General features: G+C 61.2%; 16 protein-coding genes and 1 pseudogene. 1 reads left to right on the top strand and 16 read right to left on the bottom strand.

What is annotated here, in order from left to right:
- Positions 1-26: 26 nt before the first annotated feature.
- From J3T93_RS01290 to J3T93_RS01265, 6 genes are all read right to left on the bottom strand, one after another.
- Entirely contained in the window at positions 27-2,030 is a 2,004-nt protein-coding gene (locus J3T93_RS01290) for a RecQ family ATP-dependent DNA helicase (protein ID WP_267430231.1), read from the bottom strand.
- 79 nt (positions 2,031-2,109) lie between these two features.
- Positions 2,110-2,931: an ABC transporter ATP-binding protein gene (locus tag J3T93_RS01285; protein WP_267430230.1), complete on the bottom strand. Its 822-nt coding sequence runs from the start codon at positions 2,929-2,931 to the stop codon at positions 2,110-2,112.
- Positions 2,918-3,712 carry an ABC transporter ATP-binding protein gene (locus tag J3T93_RS01280; RefSeq protein WP_267399574.1) on the bottom strand — a complete coding sequence of 265 codons (795 nt, stop codon included), beginning with the start codon at positions 3,710-3,712 and terminating at the stop codon, positions 2,918-2,920. The genes J3T93_RS01285 and J3T93_RS01280 overlap by 14 nt, the downstream gene beginning before the upstream one ends.
- The gene (locus J3T93_RS01275) at positions 3,696-4,727 is read right to left on the bottom strand and encodes an ABC transporter permease (protein WP_416378807.1); all 1,032 of its coding nucleotides are present in this window, start codon (positions 4,725-4,727) and stop codon (positions 3,696-3,698) included. The genes J3T93_RS01280 and J3T93_RS01275 overlap by 17 nt, the downstream gene beginning before the upstream one ends.
- On the bottom strand, positions 4,724-5,704 hold the full coding sequence (locus J3T93_RS01270; protein WP_267430229.1) for an ABC transporter permease: 981 nt from the start codon (positions 5,702-5,704) through the stop codon (positions 4,724-4,726). Before J3T93_RS01270 ends, J3T93_RS01275 begins: the two co-directional genes overlap by 4 nt.
- Positions 5,705-5,706: 2 nt before the next feature.
- Positions 5,707-7,353, bottom strand: a complete 1,647-nt coding sequence (locus J3T93_RS01265) for an ABC transporter substrate-binding protein (protein WP_267430228.1) — start codon at positions 7,351-7,353, stop codon at positions 5,707-5,709.
- Between the two features lie 145 nt (positions 7,354-7,498).
- Here J3T93_RS01265 and J3T93_RS01260 point away from each other — a divergent pair, with 145 nt between their 5' ends.
- Positions 7,499-8,296 carry a type III pantothenate kinase gene (locus J3T93_RS01260; protein ID WP_267430227.1) on the top strand — a complete coding sequence of 266 codons (798 nt, stop codon included), beginning with the start codon at positions 7,499-7,501 and terminating at the stop codon, positions 8,294-8,296.
- Here the strand turns inward: J3T93_RS01260 and J3T93_RS01255 are convergent.
- From J3T93_RS01255 to ftsE, 10 genes and pseudogenes are all read right to left on the bottom strand, one after another.
- Entirely contained in the window at positions 8,253-10,355 is a 2,103-nt protein-coding gene (locus J3T93_RS01255; RefSeq protein WP_267430226.1) for a beta-galactosidase, read from the bottom strand. The two genes, J3T93_RS01260 and J3T93_RS01255, sit on opposite strands and share 44 nt — an antisense overlap.
- A 109-nt stretch (positions 10,356-10,464) precedes the next feature.
- A complete protein-coding gene (locus tag J3T93_RS01250) occupies positions 10,465-11,217 on the bottom strand; it encodes a pseudouridine synthase (protein WP_267430225.1) in 753 nt (250 codons plus the stop codon).
- Between the two features lie 6 nt (positions 11,218-11,223).
- A complete protein-coding gene (glmS, locus tag J3T93_RS01245) occupies positions 11,224-13,116 on the bottom strand; it encodes a glutamine--fructose-6-phosphate transaminase (isomerizing) (protein ID WP_267430224.1) in 1,893 nt (630 codons plus the stop codon).
- A gap of 87 nt (positions 13,117-13,203) precedes the next feature.
- The gene (locus tag J3T93_RS01240) at positions 13,204-14,004 is read right to left on the bottom strand and encodes an amino acid ABC transporter ATP-binding protein (RefSeq protein WP_267430589.1); all 801 of its coding nucleotides are present in this window, start codon (positions 14,002-14,004) and stop codon (positions 13,204-13,206) included.
- 28 nt (positions 14,005-14,032) lie between these two features.
- Positions 14,033-15,007 (bottom strand): amino acid ABC transporter permease, encoded by a 975-nt coding sequence (locus J3T93_RS01235; RefSeq protein WP_267430223.1) that lies wholly within the window; start codon positions 15,005-15,007, stop codon positions 14,033-14,035.
- A 109-nt stretch (positions 15,008-15,116) separates the two neighbouring features.
- On the bottom strand, positions 15,117-16,055 hold the full coding sequence (locus J3T93_RS01230; protein WP_267399565.1) for an ABC transporter substrate-binding protein: 939 nt from the start codon (positions 16,053-16,055) through the stop codon (positions 15,117-15,119).
- Positions 16,056-16,343: 288 nt separating this feature from the next.
- Positions 16,344-16,820, bottom strand: a complete 477-nt coding sequence (smpB, locus tag J3T93_RS01225; protein ID WP_267399564.1) for an SsrA-binding protein SmpB — start codon at positions 16,818-16,820, stop codon at positions 16,344-16,346.
- Between the two features lie 93 nt (positions 16,821-16,913).
- Complete coding sequence (locus J3T93_RS01220; protein ID WP_267430222.1) at positions 16,914-18,302, bottom strand: CHAP domain-containing protein; 1,389 nt, start codon at positions 18,300-18,302, stop codon at positions 16,914-16,916.
- A gap of 87 nt (positions 18,303-18,389) precedes the next feature.
- Positions 18,390-19,313, bottom strand: a complete 924-nt coding sequence (gene ftsX, locus J3T93_RS01215) for a permease-like cell division protein FtsX (RefSeq protein WP_024626676.1) — start codon at positions 19,311-19,313, stop codon at positions 18,390-18,392.
- 824 nt (positions 19,314-20,137) lie between these two features.
- Positions 20,138-21,169: pseudogene (gene ftsE, locus J3T93_RS01210) on the bottom strand (cell division ATP-binding protein FtsE); the annotation flags it as partial.
- Positions 21,170-21,251 lie beyond the last annotated feature (82 nt).

The following is a 21,251-nucleotide window of genomic DNA, read 5'->3' as shown; positions in this document are numbered from 1 at the left end:
TCATGTATGTCTCATGGTAGGCCGACCTACCTATCAGATTCGGCAGTGCCCCTGACCACATCCACCCCTCCTCTGGCCGAAAACTCGGAGATGACACCCATGAACTGGGGTCCATACTGCTCCAGCTTGTGCTGCCCCACACCATTGACGGCCAAGAAGGTTGAATCATCAGCCGGACGAAGACGGCACATATCGCGCAGTGCCTTGTCGGAGAAGACAATGTAGGGAGGCTTGCCAATCTTGCGAGCTATGCTGGTCCGCAGATCGCGCAACTTCTGGAAAAGTTCCTCATCCTCTGGGCTGGCATCGCTAGCAGCGGCCTGATCGAGACCGTCATCGTCGACAGTCGAAGAAGACCTGCCGCCGTAGACCTTGCCCGAGGCACGCGGGCGTTCCGTCCGCTTGATCTCGTAATGGAAGTCCGGACTGACCGTCTGCGCGGCCTTGGGTCCGAAATGAACCATGGGCAGCCGCCCTTCGGTGATATACAGATACCCGTCCGAGGCCATCTGGTTGAGCACGTCACGGATTCGCGCCTCTGGAACCTGGTCCAGAGCACCATAGCTAGGGCACCGATCCAACCCTCGCCGAAGAAGGTCCTGCGAGCGCGATCCCCGAAGAATTTGCGCGATCTTGCCGGAGCCGAATCCCTGGTTCACATCATGAACGCACCTGCTGATGGCACGGGCCACATCGCTGACGTCGATGGTCGTGAAGGTGCTCAGGCAGTTGGAACAGTTCTGGCAGCCGCCGCTACCGGTGTCAGGATGCCCGACCGGGACAGATTTGCCCTTGTCGGCTTCGGCAGGCGAAAGACCTGCGGCAGCCTGGTCCACCTCCTCGCCAAAATACCGCAGCATGTACTGGTGAAGGCAGCCGGTGGTTCGACAGTAACCGATCATGACGTTGAGCAGACGCCGGTGTTCGGCCCTGACTGCTTCGGCCTGCTCACCGGTCAGTCTGTCGTTGCCGTTGTCCATGTCCAGCAGGCGTCTGCGGGTGACGATGTCGCTCTCGTTCCACAGCAGGGAGCAACGGGCTGGCTCGCCGTCACGTCCCGCTCTGCCGGCCTCCTGGTAATAGGCCTCGATGCTCTCAGGCATATTGTGATGAATGACATAGCGTACGTTGGACTTGTCGATGCCCATGCCGAAGGCATTGGTGGCCACAACCACCTGCACCTTGTCGTTGACGAAGTCCCGTTGCGCCTGCTCCCTGTTCTGAGCATCCATGCCAGCGTGGTAGCTGACAGCACTGACACCGGCCTTGGTCAGGTCATCAGCCAGAGCCTCGGTCTCCTTGCGGGTGGCGCAGTAGACGATGCCAGAATCATCGCCATGCTTCAGTGCGTACTGGACCACCCAGCGATTCTTGTATTTGCTCTCCAACTTGATCACGTCGAAGAAGAGGTTGGGCCTGTCGAAACCCGTCACCGCCACGTAGGGATCGTCAAGGCCCAGCATGTATACGATGTCGCGCCGAACCTTCTCGGTCGCCGTAGCAGTGAAGGCTGCCACCGTAGGTCGGTCGGGCAGGGACCTGATGAAATCGCCGATGCCTAGATAGGCAGGGCGGAAGTCCTGACCCCACTGGGATACGCAGTGGGCTTCGTCCACAGCCAGCAGGGAAATTTTTGTATGCTGGGCGAATTCCCTGAATCTGGGGGCATCCAGCCGCTCGGGAGCCACGTAGAGGATCTTGCTGCGCCCTTGTGCAGCCTGAGCCAGGGCCAGGGACTGCTCATCCATGTCCTGGGTGGAATTGACGAATGAGGCCTGGATGCCTGCGTCCTCCAGCCCGTCCACCTGGTCCTTCATCAGGGAAACCAAGGGAGAGATGACGATGGTCAGACCGTCCAGAAGAGTGGCAGGAATCTGATAGCAAATGGATTTGCCGGCCCCGGTCGGCATAACACCCAGGCAGTCCCGCCCATTCAGGATAGCCTTGACCAAATCCTCTTGACCTGGGCGAAAGGACTCATATCCGAAATACCGCTTCAGCGCCTGCCCTGCATCCTGGATGTCCACCATGATTCCCCAGTCTATTGCCACGGCAGGAGTCAAGCAGTGGGCGAACGACCATGTGGTCAATCGTCGGGAAAACGAACACCTACAGGGTTGCAGCAGCCAGAAGCTGGCGGGTATAGGACTGCTCAGGATGATTGAGGATGGCCTTCACCGGCCCCTCCTCCACAACCTTCCCCTGCCTGAGCACCATGACCCTGTCTGCTATGTGCTGGACCACACCCAGATCATGGGAGATGATAATCATGGACATACCATTTGACGAATCGCTCTGCTGTTTGGACTGGGCCATGATTGATTGAAGGGTATGGAGAATCCCTACGCGTGCTGAAACGTCGATGGCACTCATGGGCTCATCGGCCAAGAGTATCCTGGGCTTGACGATCAGTGCGCGGGCTATGGCCGCCCGCTGGGCCTGACCACCTGACAGATCGGAGGGATAAGCCGTCATGATCCTGTCCGGATCAAGCTGGACCTCTGACAGCACCTGGGCCACCCGATCGGCCAGGTCTCGTCCCCTCTCCCTGCGCCTGACAGCCAGCAGAGGTTCGGCTACCGACCGGCCGATGGTCCACCGGGGATCCAGGGAAGCAAAGGGGTTCTGGAAGACCAGAGCGGAGTCATGGGCAAGCGACTTGGCTGCCGTGGAACCATGGAGAACTGATCTGCCCAAATATGCCACCTGCCCGGCATCAGGCCTCAGCTGGCCCAGAAGCAGACGGGAAAGCGTGGTTTTCCCCGAGCCGGACTCCCCTATGATCGCCAGGCACTCCCCCGACAGGAGGGAAACATCGATGCCGTCAACTGCAGCTTCTCGAGCCGTTCCACTGCCGGTGGAGGCATAGATCTTGGTCAGGCCCTCCCCGATCAGGATCGGATCGGCATGTGCACCATCAGTCAGCCTCATGCTTGCCTCCATCTGTGCTCAGCGTCAACTCTCTGGCCGCCCGCACCAGGGTCCTGCCCTGCGGACTGGATGGGCTACGCAGAATGCTCTGCGTCTGTCCGCTTTCCACCACTCGCCCAGCGTCAAGGATGTAGCAGTAATCGGCAACCTGGGCCAGGACTGAGAAATCATGGGTGATGAACAGCAGGGAGGCCCCGTTCTGGTCGACCAGGGAGACCAGCAGGTCCACAATCTGCCGCTGGGTTATGGCATCCAGGGCCGTGGTCGGCTCGTCTGCCAGAATCAGTCTGGGCTTGGTGACCAGGGCCGTGGCTATGGCCGCCCGCTGCTGCTGCCCCCCGGACAGCTCATGCGGGTAGGATCCAGCCAGATCCGCATCTAACCCGACCTGGGCCAATATCTCCATAACCCGTCTGCGCCGTTCCTGGGCGCTCAGACGATAGTGGCGACGGAGGGGAAGCTCAACCTGACTGTAGATCTTCTTGACCGGGTTCAGGGCCGTGGAAGGATTCTGAAAGATCATGCCCATCCGGGAACCGCGCAGGTCCGCCAGGGACCGGTCATCCGAACCGAGAATCTGGAGCCCGTCCACCAGAATGGATCCCGACAGAGAGGCCGTCAGTGGCGTGGTGCCCAAAACGCTGCGGGCGATCATCGACTTTCCGGAGCCTGAGGAGCCGATCAGACCTACCCGCTGGCCGTCCTTCACCTGGAGATCCACCTGGTCGAGAATGGTGCGGCCATTGATGGACAGGCTCAGGCCGTCAATATTCAGCGACATGATTGTCTCCCTCGCTTGCATGGCCCGAAGCTTCTAAGCACGCAGACGTTTCCTGACGCACAGATTGAAGAGTGGACCGTCCGGCGGCAGCTACGGCAGCCCTGAGCCTGGGGTTGGTAACCGGATCGATGGCATCACGCAGGGCGTCACCGAACAGGTTCAGAGCAACCACCACCATGGTGACCACCAGGCCAGGCCAGAGCACAGTAAGTGGAAAGACATTGATGAACTTGACCGAGGTGGTCAGCGAGTGCCCCCAGGAGGGCAGGCCAGAGGGAACGCCCACCCCCAGGTAGGTCAACCCTGCCTCAGCCAGCACGGAGGTCCCCGCCGACATGGAAAGCTGGACGCACAGGACCGGAATGACGTTGGGCACCAGATGGGTACAGAAGATTCTGAAGGATCCGACCCCGCTGTGTCGGGCGGATCGCACGTAGTCCGACTCTGCTGCCAGAAGCGCTTGGGGCCGTACGATCCGGGCCAGGTTGAGTCCGTAACCGAACCCACAGGCCACGACGACCACGGCGATGCTGGGGCCTAGGGGGACAGCCAGGATCAGGGCCAGCAGAACTGTAGGCAGGGAAATCAGGGCATCTACCAGGACCACGACCGTCTGTGATACTCCTGAACGGCGCGAGACCATGGCCATGACCAGAAGAAGTCCAAGTACGCCTGATAGGAGAACCGCCAGAAGGCTGATGACCAGGTTGGTGGCCGATCCCGCCAGCAGCCAGGAAAGAATGTCTGCCCCGGTGCCATCTGTTCCCAGCAGATGGGCACGGCTAGGGGCCTGCCAAATCCGGTACCCGTCAGTGACCCAAATCGGAACCGGGGTCCAGAACCTGGAGACCAGGGAGACCAGGATCCATATGGCCAGAACAATAAGCGAGTATCGCCCCGAGGCCTTGCGCCACATGCTAGACAACACCACCCGCGTCCGTCCGAAGAATCCCAGTTGGCCTGGGAATGTGGCCCTCAATCCCAGGTGGGGCCTGTCTTCGTGTCCCCAATTCATAAGGCAACCACCTCCTGTCTGGCCGCACCTCGAAAACGCGGATCGATCAGCCTATGGATAACGTCCACCAGGAGTCCCAGGAAGAGGAAGAAGGCCGCCAGCAGAAGCAGCTCGGACTGAACAGCTGGGAGATCCCGGTTGCCCACATCGGTGATCAGCATGGAGCCCAGTCCCGGCAGGGCGAACAGGTTCTCGCTGACCATGACCCCGGTGATCATCTCGGCCATGGTCAGTCCAATCACCGAAACCAGCTGGGGGGAAGCCAGCCGCAGACCGATGCGCAGAGCAGCCTGGGTCCGGGTCATCCCGCAGGCCATGCCCATGTCCACATACCCCGAAGAGAGCATGTCGCCCAACAAGGAGCGGGTGTACCGCATGATGCCGGCACCCACGATGATGCCGGTAGACAGCGCGGGCAGAATCAATGCCGCCAAGGCCTGACCCGGCTGAGCCCAGCCGAGTGCAGGAAAGCCCTGAGAGGGCAACAGACCGATCAGGCCACTGCCCTTGACGAAGAGCATGATCAGCAGCAGTCCTGACCAGAGGGCCGGTACTGATCCGCCCACAATGGCTACCATGTGGCTGAATGACTGCATCCGTGGCGAGCGAGCCAGAGCGGCCGCACAGCCCAGGGGAATGCCCAGCAGCAGAGCCACGGCCAGCCCCAAAAGGATCAGCGGAAAGGTGATCTGGGCTCGGACACCTACCTGAGAAGCGATGGAACGGTTGGTAAGAATGGACCTGCCCAGGTCCCCCTGCAGAAAGTCGCCGATCCAATCCAGATACTGCCTTGGGTAGGAGCGATCCAGGCCCATCTGCCGACGCAACCGATCGACGCGTTCGGGTGGGGCATCCAGCCCGGCCATAATGGCGGCCACGTCACCGGGCAGAATGCGCAGAGCCAAGAAGATGAGCAGCGAAATGCCTATCAGCGCCAAGATGAAGAGCACCAAGCGCCGCATCAGGAATCTGGCCATGGTCACCCCCGCCTATAAATCACGTCAGATAAGGGCATGAGAGACTGGTTCAGATCGACCGGGAAGCCCTCCAACCCCTTCCGCCAGGCCGTGGTCACCCGGTAGTTGAAGAGCCAGTCCGCCGCTGCGTCCTTGCTGACGATCCAGGCAGCCTGGGCTAGGAGCCTGTCGGAGTCATCGGCAGAGGTCGTGGCCATGGCCTGACGGTAAAGCTCCTGGACCTGACGATTGTCATAGTTGTAGTAGTAGCCGGGGTTGGCCCACTGGTGGAAGTCGTGGCTCTCGCCATGATCCACCAAAGACAGGTCATAGTCCTTGTTGGCATGCACGTCCTGGAGCCAGACTGAAAATTCCACCACCCGCACATCCAGGTCGATGCCCACCTGACGCAGCTGCGAGCGCAGCTGATCGCCCAGTTCGCTGCCATAGGTGTTGGCATAGGTCAGTCGTAGCTTGAGCCGGTGTTCGGGACCATACCCGGCCTGGGCCAGAAGCCGCTGCGCCTGCTCCGGATCGTGGGGATAGAGCCTGGTCAGATCCTGATAGCCGGGATCCAAGGAGGGTATGGGTCCACCCAGAGCCCTATCCGATCCGCCCCGGGATGCGATCAGCTGCCGATGGTCGATGGCATGGCGGATGGCCTGACGCACCCGTGGATCGGATGTGGCACCACCCTTGCCGTTCATGGCCAGGACGTACTTGTCGGTATCGTCGCCCGCTTTGACCTGGAAGTCGGGGCTCTTGCGGAAGGGACTGGCCAGGTTCTCGGTGACCGGAGCCAGCACCTGCACATCCCCGCTACGCAGGGCGTTGACGGCGGCGTTGTCATCATTGAGGTAACGGATGACGATGGTTGGCGTCTTAGGCTTGTCGCTGCCCCAGTAGTGTGGATCGGCCTTGAGTGTGACCGAGTCGTTTGGACGGAAGCTTGCCAGCATGTATGGGCCGGATCCCACGGCCTGGGTCTTCATGTCGTAATGAGCCCGCCGGTCAAAGACCAGACCGGCCCGCCCGCTCAGTTGCCAGAGCAGATCCTGATAGGGTCTGGACAACGTCAGGCGCACCGTCAGCGGATCTGTGGCCTCCACACCCTGGAAACCCTCCAACATCTCGCTGCCCTGATAGTGACCTGCCATAAGTCCGCGAATGGAGTCGACCACGTCCTGGGCCCGAAGAGCATGGCCGTTGGAGAAGCGGATGCCCTCATGCAGATGGAAGGTGTAGACCAGGCCATCCTCGGAGATATTCCAGCTTTTTGCCAGCCCTGGGCGCACCCGATTCCTAGAATCTCGTGACACCAGACCCTGATAGACATTGCCGATCAGGAGCTGATCCAGCGCCGTACCCGACTGGTTGCGGATGTCCAGATTGGTGGGAGCCAGCTTGAGGCCCACAGTGACCGTATCCGCCACGCTCCCGCCCTCGGCCTGACCAGCGACTCCACGATGCCCTATCCACAGGGAGATAGCCAAGGCCAGTGCCAGCAGGAGACTGAGCAGCTTCCAGGGCAGGGTGTTGCCGCCCGACTTCATGGGTCTGATCCTGGCGTTGAGTTCAGGGTCAGTGCTTGGGCCTGGTTCCTGGGCCACGTCTGTATCTGCTGCGGTCACGCTGTCATGGGCATGCGTGCCGTGTCGATCTGCGTTCATTGACGAATCCTTATGCTGTGGTTGACCGCCATTCTGGTCGATCACCGCCCACCAGCATACTCCCCGAAGCCATTACACAGGCTTATGCGCTTAGGATGGATTCGGAAAGCGCCACGCGCCCGGACGACGGCAGGGAGGAAGAGACATGCTGCTGGCCATCGACATCGGCAACACCAACATCGAGGTCGGATTCATGGAGGGCGACCAGGTCGCCGCCTCCTACAGGCTGACCACAAGGATCGATCACACGGCCGATGAGTTCGGGCTTCTGCTAGGGCAGCTCATGGCCCTGGCAGGCTACAAGACTGCGGATGTGCAGGACGCCATCATCTCTTCAGTGGCCCCTGCGGTCATGCACGCCGTCAGGTCCTGCCTGATCCGCTTCTTTTCCATCGACCCCATGGTGGTGGGCCCTGGCGTGAAGACGGGCATGAACATCCGTCTGGACGACCCGCGCTCCCTGGGCGCCGACTGCCTGGCTGACTGCGTGGGCGCCTTCCACCGCTACGGAGGGCCTGTACTGGTTATCGACTTCGGCACGGCCACCACCTTCAACTATGTGGATGACAGGGGCGCCATTCGCTCAGGCCTGATCGTGCCGGGCATCCGCTCGGGAGCCCAGGCCCTTGCCGGCCAGACCGCCCAACTTCCCCAGGTGGAGATCACCCGCCCTCAGACCATCATGGCAACTGGTACCAGGACGGCCATGCAGGCCGGGCTCTATTACAACTTCCTCGGCGGCCTGGAGCGGATCATCCGCCAATACCGCAGCGAGATAGGCCGGGACTTCCACGTGGTGGCCACGGGTGGCATGGGCCGTACCTTCTCAGAAGACACCGATCTGATCGAGGTCTACGATCCCGAGTTGATCTTCGCCGGCATGTACAGGATTCACCAGCTCAATGCCGATGGCCGACCACACGCTGCACCAACGCGCCATTGACCTGCAGACTGGCCTGCTTGCCATCCCCGTCAATGCCGGCCAGTGAACCCACCAAGATCTGGCCCTCCAGCTGAACCTGCACTGGATGCCTGGTCCGGTTGAACAGAAAGACGAAGCGCGTCCGATCATCCTTGCTGACTCGCTCAACTCTCAACAGATCAGAGTCTGCATGGGCCGACCGCATATCAGCGACATCCAGGGCCTCCAACAGGGCAGGAAGAACCTTGGCCAGACCCTGGGCATCCAGACGGCAACCCAGGTAGGCGGCCTTGCCATGACCCCAATCATGGACGGTCATGGCCGGCATGCCATCCATCCCTGTCCAGGGATCCGCCCGGTAGTTAGCTAGGACCTCGGTGTCCTTGTCCAGGTGACCGATGACATCGGCCCAGTCGTGCGCCGTAACCCCGTCGGTCAGATCCAGATGGTCCAGCACACCAGGCGTGCCGGGAGCCATGGGTGCGAACTCCTCGACCGACAGACCCAGCAGGTCCCGAAGCGGCCCTGGATAGCCGCCGGTCCAGACGCGGTCCTGCTCGTCGGCGATGCCGCTGCCCCAGGTGACGATCAGCCGCCCTCCACCATGCACATACTTGTGCAGCCTCTTGGAAAGATCAGCGTCGATCAGGTAGAGGGCTGGCAGTACCACCAACGGATACTCCTCCCAGTCGGCCCTGACTGGCAGGACATCAGGTCGGATGGTGTTGTCAAGGAAGGCCCGGTACCAGACCGGCGGCTCCTGGCCATGCTCGACCCGGTCGCTGGGTGAGGCTGCGTGGGAGCTGGCCCACTGGCTTGCATAGTCGAATACCAGGGCCACCGGGGCCTTGGCCAGCATGGTACCAGCCAAACCAGCCTGCGAGAGACCCTGCAGGTCCCCTCCCAGCTGGCAGACGTCGCGGAAGACTGCCGTGTCTTCACCTGCATGAGGCAGCATGGCCGAGTGGAACTTTTCCGCCCCAGCCCGAGACTGCCTCCACTGGAAGTAGCAGATGGCATCAGCCCCGAGTGCCAGGTGGGCCAGGGAGTCGAGCTCCAGCTGTCCGGGCTCCTTGCGGGGGTTGACCGGCCGCCAGTTGACCGCCGAAGTGGCCTGCTCCATAAGCCACCAGGGGCGCCTACGGGCGATGGCATCCACCAGGCTGGAGGAATAGGCCAACTCTTCCAGATGATCCCTGCCCGGCGTCACATAGTGGTCGTTGGCCACAAAGTCCACCTGGTTGCCCCAGTCGTCGTAGTCCAGGGCGAATCCGCCGGCACTGACCATGAAGTTGGTGGTCAAAGGTATATCCGGGGTGATCTCAGCCAAGGTGTCACGCTCGGCCATGTAGAAATCCTTGAGGGCGTCAGAGCTGAACCGCTCAAAGTCCAGCATGCGGCCCGGATTCTGGAAATTCCCCTGGCCAATGAAACGCGGCGGCAGAATCTGCGAGAAATCGCTCAGCCTCTGTGACCAGAAATCCGTGCCCCAGGCGCGATTGACGGCCTCAATGTCCTTGTAACGGCGGCGGCACCAGCGCTGGAAGGCCCGCATAGCATCATCGGAATAGTCGAAGCGATTGTGGCAGCCATACTCATTGCCCACATGCCAGGCCACCAGATAGGGGTTGTCCCGGTAGTGCTCGGCCATGGCCCGGCAGAGTTTCAAGGCGTAGGAACGGAAGACCGGCGAGGTAGGCCGCCAATGCTGCCGGGCCCCGGGCCAAACCGTGTCGCCACGCCCGTCCCTGAGCAGAACCTCAGGATGGGCCTGAGTCAGCCAAAGCGGCGGCGAAGCCGTGGCCGAGGCCAGATTGACCCCGATGCCGGCCCGACCAAGCTTGTCAATGATCCGATCCAACCAATCGAAATCGAAAACCCCCTGGCTGGGCTCTATGCGCGACCAGGAGAAGACCGCCAAGGCCACCACGTTGACCCCTGCCTTGGTCATCAGCCTGATGTCCTCATCCCATGTATCCTCAGGCCACTGGTCGGGGTTGTAGTCGCAGCCGTACCAGAGGGACTGCTGACCCTTGAAATGCTTGGGCCATCGATAAGGCCGCCGTGTCGGTTTGCTCATGGGTAGAACCTCCTGGTCCGTCTCAAACCTCGGACGGGATACCTGCCGCGTCCACGTCGTCCCGCGGCTCCGGGACCCCCTGACCATTATGTCCCACCAGGCTGACTGTTTAGTCCTCGCCTTGAGGATCCAAGGGGACTGAGGAGACAAAGGCACGCTTACCCCCGGTGAAGGGGTCGGTGAATTCCACGCCACGGGCCACCAATTGCAGTGGTCGGGAGAAGTCGTCATAGGCCCGGGTCTGGATTCGTGGGTACAGGTCGTCGCCCACTATGGGCAGACCCAGAGCGTTCATGTGCACACGTAGCTGGTGGGTCTTGCCGGTCTTTGGGTAGAGGGTGTAGGTGGCCAGACATCCATGGCCCGCTGTCAGCTCGACTTGAGTAACGGCATTGACCGGCCCGCGCTCTTCCCAGGCCTGGAGAACCCCTCGGCGTTTGATCACCCTGGAGCGGCACTCTAGCGGGAAGACCCGGGGCGGATCCAGGTGTCGCACGGTGCCGGTCCGCGGGCGAGCTATGGGTCGTACCGGCGCCAGACACTGGTAGATCTTGCGCACGCGATGCTCCTGGAAGAGCATCTGATAGGACCGCCTGGCAGACGGATCTCGTACCAGAACCAGCACACCTGCTGTGGCCCTGTCCAGCCGGTGGGCAGGGATGATGTCGGGCTCCCCGTAGAGCCGACGCATCCGGATCAGCACGGTACTGGCATACCACATCCCTCTCGGCATAGTGGCCAGAAAATGGGGCTTGTCGACCACAATGATGCGTTGATCCTCGTATATGATTCTGGGTTCGAAGGGAATCTGCGGCTCCTCCAGAACCATCCGGTGTCCCTGCTGCTCGGACCCGACAGCCATGGGACCCTATTCCACCGTGACCGACTTGGCCAGATTGCGGGGCTTGTCCACGTCCAGACCCTTGAGCCGTGCCATGTCCAGGGCGAACAGCTGCAGGGGAACCACATCAACCAGGGGGCTGAGCAGGGTCGGGCAGGGCGGCCGCCAAAAGACCACGTCAGCATAGCGGTCGGCATCCGGGTCGCCCTCCTCGGCCACGACGATGGTGAAGGCACCACGGGCCTTGACCTCCTCAATGGCCGAGATGACCTTGTCGTGCAGCACATTGCGACCCCGTGCACTGGGGACGATGACCACCACAGGCTCCCCCGGCTCCACCAGGGCGATGGGCCCGTGCTTGAGCTCACCAGCGGCGAACCCCTCGGTAAAGATGTAGGCGATCTCCTTGAGCTTGAGCGCCCCTTCCAGGGCCACCGGATAGCCCACATGCCGACCCAGGAAGAGGAAGGAGCGGGCCTTGGACATGCGCTGAGCCGTCTGGCTGATGACCTCGGCCTGCCCGTCCAGCACCTTCTGGATTTTGGCTGGCATGGCTTTGAGGCTGTCGATGGTCTGGTGGATTTCGTCTCGATACATGGTCCCCTTGACCTGGGCCAGGTACAGCCCCAGCAGGTAGGCCGCCACGATCTGAGCCAGGAAGGCCTTGGTGGAGGCCACAGCCACCTCGGGGCCGGCGTGGGTGTAGAGCACGGCATCAGACTCCCTGGGGATGGTGGACCCCTGGGTGTTACAGATGGCCAGTACCCTTGAACCCTGCTCCCGTGCATGCCGAAGCGCCATCAACGTGTCCATGGTCTCCCCTGATTGGGAAATGGCCACGACCAGGGTGCGTGGGGTCAGGATGGGATCACGGTAGCGGAACTCATGGGCCAGCTCGACCTCCACCGGAATACGAACCCAATGCTCGATGGCGTACTTGGCCACCAGCCCCGCGTAGGAGGCCGTCCCGCAGGCCACGACAATGATCTTGTCAATCTGGCGGAAGACCTCCTCGTCGATATGAACCTCGTCCAAATCCAGGTCGCCCGACTCGTCGTACCGGCCCAGCAGGGTGTTGGAGACCGCCGCAGGGTCCTCGTGGATCTCCTTGTCCATGAAGGAATCCCATCCGCCTTTTTCGGCGGCTGAGGCATCCCAGTCGATGGTGTAACGGCGCGGGTGCTCCACCGGATGCCCTTGGAAGTCGGTGACCTTGACCTGGTCCGCGCTGATGCAGACGGCCTGGTCCTGCCCCAGCTCCATGGCCTGGCGGGTATAGGCTACGAAGGCGGCCACATCGGAACCCAGGTAGTTCTCTCCGTCTCCCAGACCGACCACCAGCGGCGAATCGTGTCGGATACCCACTACCAGATCAGGTTGCCTCGAGTCCACTGCCAGGATGGTGAAAGCTCCCTTGAGCATGCGGGCCAGCCGCCTGATGGCCTCGAAGATATCGGGCTGGCCGGTGGCGTCGACGATCTCCTGGGCGATCTTGCCCAGGAGCTTGGCAGCCACTTCGGTATCCGTAGAGGACACAAAAGTGTATCCCTCGGTCTCCAGGTCCAGCCGCAGCCTGGAGGCGTTCTCGATGATCCCGTTGTGGATAAGCGCGACCTTGCCGTCACGGCTGATGTGGGGATGAGCGTTGACATCAGTGGGTTCTCCGTTGGTGGCCCAACGGGTGTGGCCGATGCCTACGGTGGCCTCGGGCATGGGCTTGGCCTTCAGATCGGCGACCAGATTGCCCAGGCGTCCTGCCTTCTTGCGTACGGCCACCCGCGTCATCACAGGGGCAGCCAGGGCCACTCCGGCCGAGTCATACCCTCGGTACTCCAAACGCTCCAAACCCTTGAGGCAGACCTCCAAGGGCCTGCCGCAGGCCGTCCGTACTGATCCCGCATAACCGACGATTCCACACATGGGCCCCAGTCTAACCTTGGGAGTTTCGCCGCTGCCCGCCCACGGGGCTTCTTGCCGGAATTTCTACAACCTGAACAGAGCCTGAGGCTAGAGCACAGTGTGCAGGAATTCGGCGAACCTCTCGGTGCGAGGATGGTCGATGATGTCAGGGCCTCCCTGTTCCACCACAACGCCTTGGTCCATGAAGACGATCTGCTCGGCCACCTCGCGGGCGAAGCCCATCTCGTGGGTGACCACCACCATGGTCATGCCCTGTTGGGCAACCTGCCGCATAACCCCCAGAACCTCCCCCACCAGCTCCGGATCCAGGGCTGAGGTGGGCTCATCGAAGAGCATGATGTCGGGGTGCATAGCCAAGGCTCGCGCAATGGCCACACGCTGCTGCTGACCGCCGGAGAGCTGGGCAGGGTAGTAGTCCATCCTGTCCTCGAGCCCTACACGTTTCAGCTGGGCCTGAGCCTCCTGGCGGGCATCGGTCTTGGGAACCCGGCCCACATGAACCGGCGCCTCCATGACGTTCTCCAAGGCGGTCATGTGGGGGAAGAGATTGAAGCGCTGAAAGACCATGCCGATTTTGGAACGCTGCTTGGCAATGGCCTTGTCATCCAAGGTCTGCAGCACAGGGCCCTTACCCGTATCGATCTTCCGGTATCCAGTCAGCTCGCCATCCACATAGATCTCGCCGGCTGTGCGGGTCTCCAGCTGGTTGATCAGCCGCAACAGCGTTGACTTGCCCGAACCGGAAGGCCCCAGGACGGCCGTTACCGTGCCGGGCATGACCTCTAGGTTGATTCCCCGCAGCACATGCTGATCGCCGAATACCTTGTGCACATTCCTGATGACGATGGCCGGATCCTTGCCGCCTTGACCGTCTTTCTTGGTCTGCATATCCTCGTCCATGATTCTCCTCCTGCGCTCAGGCGTTCAGCCCGGCCATCATGACCTTGTTGACCTTGTCGGTCTCCTGACGAGTCTGAGGATCCTCGCCATCCTTGCCGTCCTTGGCCCCCGACCCGGCTAGCGGCCGCGAGTCGAAGCCCTTGCCGTAGTGCTTCTCCAGCTGGGCCTGGATAACCATCAGAATAGAGGTGATGACCAGGTACCAGATGCAGGCCACAATCAGCAGCGGGATGGTCTTGTAGATGCGGTTGGCGATGGCGTTGGTGGCGAACTGGAGCTCCAGGGTGAAGGGCACGGCAAGAGCCAGGGATGTGGTCTTGAGCATGCCGATGGTTTCATTGCCGGTAGGCGGCACGATGATGCGCATGGCCTGAGGCAGGACGATCCGCCTCATGATCATGGCGGGCGGCATGCCCAGAGCCTTGGCGGCCTCCTCCTGACCAGGATCTACGGCCTCGATGCCGGCACGGACGATTTCGGAAAGGTAGGCAGCCTCGTTCAGTCCCAGGCCCAGAACCGTGGCCACGGTGGCGTTGAGCACGGTCTTGGTGTCGACGCTCCAGAACTCGGGCCCGAAGGGGATGCCGATGGCCAGCTTGGGAATCAGCACGGAAAGCAGACCCCAGAAGACCAGCTGGGTATATACAGGAGTGCCACGGAAGAACCAGATGAAGAACCAGCTGACCCAGCGCAGGACCGGATTGGACGACTTGCGCATCACTGCCAGGATGATGGCCAGAATTGTGGCCAGAACCATGGCGTAGACAGTCAGCAGAAGAGTCCACTTGATGCCATCCAGGACATGCTCGTTGAAGAGGTACTTCCAGACCGTAGGCCAATCAAAGTTGGGATTGGTCACCATGCCGTGGATCAGCATGGCCACGAAAATGGCCACGATGACGGCAGCCACAATCGGCCCCGGCTTGCGCACCGGCCTGGCCTCTATTCTGCCGGGGATCTGAATCTGGTCCGTCCCCTTCTTGGTATGCATCTCCTGCTTCCTTCCGCACCGCTGAACTTATTCAGGCCTAGCCTATCCAGCCAGGCCAACCGCTAGGCGCAGACCGGTTGTTGAACCGACCCGCGCCTGGAGGCTTGCCTCAGTCAGAGACCGCAGGGTTGATCTCCGCCTTCTCAACAGCACCGCTCTGAACGCCCCAGTTCTTGAGGATCTTGGCATAGGTGCCATCGTCGATCAACTTCTGAAGAGCCGCCTGGGTGGCCTCGGCCATGCCGCTGCCCTTCTTGAGGGCAGCACCTTGCAGGACGATGTCGGTATCCTTGCCCAGCTTCTCCAACTGGCCGTCGGTCTGTTTAATGGCATACCCGGTCACCTGGGAGTCGGCGTAGAAGACGTCGATCTTGCCGTTGACCACTGCCGTGGCGGCATCGGTCTGCTGCTTGTAGGACTGCACATCAACCGGCTTCTTGCCCTTGGCCTTGCACTCTGCCGAGATCTTGTCAGCAGCCTGTTGCTCTTCGATAGTGCCCGTCTGCACACCGACCTTGACGCCGCAGATGTCGTCAGGATTGATCTTGGAGGGGTTGCCCTTCTTGACGGCAAAGGCCGTGCCCGCCTTGAAGGTGGTGACGAAGTCGACCGACTGCATCCGCTCCTTGGTGATGGTGAAGCTGGAGATACCCGCGTCGTACTTGCTGCCGATGGCGGGGATGATGGTATCGAAGGAGGCACTGACCATCTCCCCCTTGAGCCCCATCACCTTGGCAATGGCGTTCGACAAGTCCACGTCATAGCCAATCGGTGTCTTTCCGTCCTCATTCATGAATTCACCCGGAGCATACGAGGTCTCCATGCCCACGGTCAACTTGCCGTCCTTGGAAACCGACTCAGGCACCTTGGCCGCGATGGCCGGATCCTTCTTGATGCCACTGACGTCAAAAGCCGCAGGATGGGAACTTGTTGTGGCCTTACCCGACGCACTGTTGTTGTCCGCCTCGTCGGTGGTTCCGCAGGCCCCGATGGAGGCCAGCAGGGCGACACTCAGAGCCGCCGTCAGCATCGCCTTGATCTTGCCCATGTCTTCTCCTCTTCCGGACCGCCCGAGGCGACCCTCCGTATCCCTTGATTGACATGCACTATTATGCACACATTTGTATTTTTATGCATCCGACTGACTGATGATCATCAATCATGGTTTGCTCTTCAGGGCGGATTTTGGCTCTAACACGAGCTTCAGAGGCTTATAGAACACCGCCGGACGCCTTAGCTCCGGGCGTGTCGACCTGCATAGTGCAAGGCAATATCAGGAGTCAGTCGTCCCTATCCAAGAATCATCTGAGAATCGGAAAGCACATCAGCACGTGTTTCAGCCCCGACGGTTCCGGTAGCGCATGGCCCTTTGGGCCTCACGGCGGTCCTGCTCCTCCCGCAGGGACTGACGCTTGTCATACTCGCGCTTGCCCCTTGCCACAGCGATCTCCACCTTGACTCTGCCATCCTTGAAATACAGACTCAGGGGGACAATGGTGTAGCCCTTGGCCTGAATCTGCCGCTCCAGGCGAATGATCTGCTTGGCATGCAGAAGCAGCTTGCGCTTGCGCTTGGGGGCATGGTTGTTCCAGGTGCCGTTGAGATATTCGGGGATATTCGCGTTCTCGAGCCAGACCTCGTGCCGAGGGTCGATGCTGACGAATGACTCAGCCAGGGAGGCCCGCCCTTCGCGCAAGGACTTGACCTCAGTCCCGGTCAGGGCGATGCCGGCCTCATACCGATCCTCGATCTGGTAGTCATGCCGGGCCCTGCGATTCTGGGCAATCATCGACGTGCCAGTCTCCTTAGCCATGATGTCCTCCTCCGGACCATGCCGATCATGTCGCCTGGTAGGCCGGACGGCTAGGAGTGGCGTCCCAGGTGGCGGACCTGGTCCGCTTCGATGTCAGTAATGAATGTACTGGTAGTTGCCAGCCCCGTAAACCGTCTCATAGGCAGGGAATGAGGCAAATCCAGTGCCTCCTTCGGAGATGAGCACAGACCCGTCTCCATTGACCCGCTCGACCACGGCCACATGGCCATAGGTCCAGTCGGCGTTCCAGTAACCGACCCGCTGACCACGGGCGAAGACCATGGCGGCTCCGACGTGCGGAGTGTTGTTGACCAGGTAGCCCAGACCACGTGCAGTATTGGCCCATTCAGCTCCGTTACCCATATAGGATCCCACAGGCAGGGACAGCTGCGAGCGCCGGATGTAAGCCCAGAGCGTGCACTGACGGGCGGGGTAAGCACTGCCGCCCACCGAATTGCCGGTAGGATGGCCGTAGCAGAACCCAGAGCCCTCAGGACAGCTGCCAGGTACCCCGTAATTCATACCGGAGGCACCTCCACCACCTCCGTTGCTCGGCGGAGACGGGCGCGGAGCCGGCGATGGTGCAGGGCCGCCACCGCCGACCTGCTGGGCGCCACCGGCATGGGGATCGGCCCCGCCGCCGGCATTGCCCGTGTTGAGGGAATCGATCATAGACTCGGTGGCCACGATATCAGCGGCCTCACGGGCTGACTGAGTGGTCAGGGCAGCCTTCTGCCCCTCCAGCTGCTTGCGTGCTGCGGTTCCCTGGTCGCGCAAGGCCTGCAGACTGTCCTGCTTGGCCTGCGCCGCAGCTGCCGCCTGCTGTGCCGCTGCCTGCTGCTGGTCGGCCTTGGCCTTCAAGGTGCTGATCTGCTCCTCAATGGCCTCGAGACGCTGCTTGCGATTCATGGACGAATTGAGGGTGTTGGCGGCATCATTGGCCGTATTGGCCTCGGATCGGGTCACGGCTGCATCGGACTGCATCTTGTCCACAAAATCCTTGGTGCTGGAGGACTTGGTCACCACGTTCATGACCTGGGAAACCTCAGAGCCGTGGAAACTCTTTCTCGCCATCTGCGCTACACCGGCCTTGGCGTCGTCATAGTCGATGCCGGTCTGACGGATCTTAGCCTCCAGGTCGGCACGATCCTTGCGGGCCGCCTGCAGTCGGTCGTTGGTGGCCTGAACCAGACTGTCGGCCTGCTCGGCCTGCTGCTGAGCTTCGACTGCACTCTGCTGAGCCGCCGGGATCTGGTTGGCAGTCAGATCGCTGAGACTGAGAATCTGGTTGGCCAGCTCGCTGTTGACACCCGCCAGCTTGCTCTTCAGAGCCTCATGGCTCTGTACCTTCTGCTGATAGCTACTCCAATCGGCCCGGGCCGGTGCGGGGGCCACTGTCAACCCCAGGATCCCACCGCCCAGCATCATGGCCAACGACCCCACCAGGCCGCAGATGGCTTCCAAGTGTTTCGTACGATTCATGGTCAAGTCCTCACTATCACTTATCCATGCTAGTCATCATTATGGCAGAGCTCGTACCCATAAGATCGATCGGCCCGTCGCCGCGGATCAGGTCCTCAGATACCGCCGCAGGGAGATGGAAGAGGCCAATGCGGACAAGAGCATGGCCCCCAGGATCAGCGCCGGTGCCATCAGCAGGACCGTGGACTGATCCACGTAGGGCATCCACTGGACCGTACGGGCCAGCCAGTCCGTGATGAAGAGCTTGACGATGGCGCTCAGAGCGCCGACAGCCAGAAGAGATCCCAGCAAGGATGCCACCACGCCCTCCAGGATGAAGGGCAGTCGTATTGTCCAGTTGGAGGCTCCTACCAGTCTCATGATCTCGGTCTCGTTGCGACGCGAGGCGGCACTCATCCTGATGGTGGTGCCAGTCAGCAGGATGGCCACGATCACCATGACGACGGCCAGAACCAGGGTGACTGCCGTAGCCCTGTTGAGGATCTTGAAGACCGGGTCGAATATCTGGCGCTGGTCGGACACCTCCTCCACGCCGTCACGTCCTGACAGCACCTCGGAGACCACCTGATACTTGGTGGGATCCTTGAGTTTGAGACGCAGGGAGGCCTGCATGTCCGCTGCGGTCATGGTCCTTCCCTCGTATGTGCCGTTGGGGTACTGCTTGAGAAAGGTGTTCTTGAAGAAGTCCTCCCGGCTCTGGTAGGTGATTTTTGCCACAGAGTCGCGCAGCTCGGTATTGATGGTGTTCTCCAGCTTGACGATCTCGTCGTTGGTGGGCGCCTTGCCGGTCGCGCAGGATGCCGCCTGGCTGGCGCCGTCCGGGCACAGCCAGACCACCACCTCCACTTGGTCGTACCAGTCCCCCTTGGCCTTGCTGATCTGCGCCTGCATAAGGCCCGATGCGCCGATGAAGAGGAAGGAGATGAAAGTGACCAGCATGACCGAGAGGATCATGGACCCGTTGCGCCGCAGGTTGTCCCAGGTGCTGGAAAGGATGAACCGCAGTCTCATCGTGCCGCCTTCTTCTTGTCATGATGCTCATCCCGAGCCTTTGCGTCGCTCTTTTGTTGGGACTTCCTGGCCGCCTTGGGGGCTTCAGGGGGAGCGGGCGGGGCCGGCGGGGCCCCCATGGACTCAGCATCGTAAGGCTCGACATCATGATCGATTTCGCTGGTCGAGTCCTTTTTACTGGTCTTGCTCTTGCTGGAGACTTGCTTTGAGGATTGCGCGTCGTCCTGCTTCATTTGGGCCGTAGCCTGACCGGATTTGCCGGTCGGTTCCGCCGATCTGGAAACATCGGGCCGCGGAGGCTGATCGGGCTTCTTGAACTGTTGTTCACGATCAGCAGCCTCAGCGGAGGTTTCCTTCAACGGTTGGCGGTCCTTGACCTTGTCATTTTGCTTGGATCCCCTCTGATCACGGTCATGATTGTGATCATCATGCGCAAGACCCTTGCGGTCGCTATTTGGTTTCCTACCCTGCTCATGACTGCTCGAATCCTCGGGCCGCCGATCCTGGGACCTGCTTTCTGGGGTCGACTTGGGCCGAACAGTATCCGAACCACGAGCGGACTTCCGAGATTTCCGGGAGGCTGCAGGTTCTGCTGGTTCTGCCTGGGGACGATCCCCGGATTCGGCCCGATCGGTTCCTGCCTTGCCCTGGTCTTGGTCACTGGAACCTTCATGCGACTGACCGGGTGAATCCTGGCCGCCCTGGGGCACCGGCACAGGTCTGCGGAATCGTTCGTCAGGGTCAGAGTCGGTCTTCCCCTCGGACTGCCCCGCAGAGGCGCCTTCATGCTGACTGGAATCTTCCTGCGCAGACTCAAGGCTGCCCAGGCCCTTTCCCCAGGTCAGGGTGTCCTCCACCGAGGTGAAGACCTGCCCATAACGTCCTGTTCTCCCCGAATGCATGGACTTGGCCAGCCGTGCGATTCCCTCGTCGCCATACTGGCCCTGGTCGACGGCCTGTGCCGCCGCCTGGACCACCTGCTTGGCTCCCTTGGTTCCATCCGCGATGGGCTCGGTAGCCGGGCTATTCCCATCCTGGACGACAACCTGCACCGGACGGCGCCCTCCAACTCCAACCTCACGAGCACGATCCAGGGCATCGCCGTCAGCGGGATCCCCGATGGCATGATGAGCGCGCGCCGCAACCTCGGCATCGGGGAAGAAGCGCGAAGAATCGTAGGAGCCGTGGGCCTCGTCGCGCATGATCCGGCCCGTATGCAGCTCCACCACCCGCTTGCGCATGGAATTGACGATCTCCTCGTTGTGGGTGGCCATGACCACGGTGGTACCGGTCCTGTTGATGGCATCCAGAACCTCCATAATGCCCAGGGAGGTTGTGGGATCAAGATTGCCGGTGGGCTCGTCAGCCAGTAGGATTTCCGGATTATTGACGTAGGCGCGGGCCAAAGCCACCCTTTGAGCTTCGCCGCCGGAAAGCTCATGGGGGTAGTTTTGCTCCTTGCCCGTCAGCCCCACAGTCTTGAGTACCTGAGGAACCAGGGTTTTGATGGTGGACCGACGAGCGCCGATGACTTCCAGCGTGAAGGCCACGTTCTGCCATACGGTCTTGTTATTGAGCAGCTTGTAATCCTGGAACACAAAGCCAATGGAGCGCCGATATCCGGGAATTTCACGATTGCGCAGACGTCGCAGGTCGTTGCCGGCCACGCGAATCTCCCCCTCGGTGGCCTCCTCCTCACGCAGAAGCAGGCGGAGCAGGGTGGTCTTGCCCGACCCGCTGGCGCCCACAAGGAAGACAAAATCCCCACGATCGACATCCAGGCTGATGTCATCCAAGGCGGGACGGGACCCCTTGGGGTAGATCTTGGTCACGTCCTTGAGCGAAATCAACGCCATTGACTCTCCGTTCCTCGGTATTCCCCTACAGAGGCTATCAACAAGACCGACACTACACACTCATGAAACACCGACCCGGATG

The organism is Bifidobacterium sp. B4111, from assembly GCF_026537235.1.
Taxonomy (GTDB): domain Bacteria; phylum Actinomycetota; class Actinomycetes; order Actinomycetales; family Bifidobacteriaceae; genus Bombiscardovia.
Note: the sequence above shows the minus strand (reverse complement) of the source record. Positions and strands in the feature narration are given on the sequence as shown.

Coding starts and splice junctions, on each gene's coding strand:
- J3T93_RS01260 (WP_267430227.1), top strand. CDS start 7,499: ATGCTGCTGGCCATCGACATCGGCAACACCAACATCGAGGTCGGATTC.
- J3T93_RS01240 (WP_267430589.1), bottom strand. CDS start 14,004: ATGCAGACCAAGAAAGACGGTCAAGGCGGCAAGGATCCGGCCATCGTC.
- J3T93_RS01285 (WP_267430230.1), bottom strand. CDS start 2,931: ATGAGGCTGACTGATGGTGCACATGCCGATCCGATCCTGATCGGGGAG.
- J3T93_RS01275 (WP_416378807.1), bottom strand. CDS start 4,727: ATGAATTGGGGACACGAAGACAGGCCCCACCTGGGATTGAGGGCCACA.
- J3T93_RS01280 (WP_267399574.1), bottom strand. CDS start 3,712: ATGTCGCTGAATATTGACGGCCTGAGCCTGTCCATCAATGGCCGCACC.
- ftsX (WP_024626676.1), bottom strand. CDS start 19,313: ATGAGACTGCGGTTCATCCTTTCCAGCACCTGGGACAACCTGCGGCGC.
- J3T93_RS01290 (WP_267430231.1), bottom strand. CDS start 2,030: ATGGTGGACATCCAGGATGCAGGGCAGGCGCTGAAGCGGTATTTCGGA.
- smpB (WP_267399564.1), bottom strand. CDS start 16,820: ATGGCTAAGGAGACTGGCACGTCGATGATTGCCCAGAATCGCAGGGCC.
- J3T93_RS01220 (WP_267430222.1), bottom strand. CDS start 18,302: ATGAATCGTACGAAACACTTGGAAGCCATCTGCGGCCTGGTGGGGTCG.
- glmS (WP_267430224.1), bottom strand. CDS start 13,116: ATGTGTGGAATCGTCGGTTATGCGGGATCAGTACGGACGGCCTGCGGC.
- J3T93_RS01270 (WP_267430229.1), bottom strand. CDS start 5,704: ATGGCCAGATTCCTGATGCGGCGCTTGGTGCTCTTCATCTTGGCGCTG.
- J3T93_RS01235 (WP_267430223.1), bottom strand. CDS start 15,007: ATGCATACCAAGAAGGGGACGGACCAGATTCAGATCCCCGGCAGAATA.
- J3T93_RS01230 (WP_267399565.1), bottom strand. CDS start 16,055: ATGGGCAAGATCAAGGCGATGCTGACGGCGGCTCTGAGTGTCGCCCTG.
- J3T93_RS01255 (WP_267430226.1), bottom strand. CDS start 10,355: ATGAGCAAACCGACACGGCGGCCTTATCGATGGCCCAAGCATTTCAAG.
- J3T93_RS01265 (WP_267430228.1), bottom strand. CDS start 7,353: ATGAACGCAGATCGACACGGCACGCATGCCCATGACAGCGTGACCGCA.
- J3T93_RS01250 (WP_267430225.1), bottom strand. CDS start 11,217: ATGGCTGTCGGGTCCGAGCAGCAGGGACACCGGATGGTTCTGGAGGAG.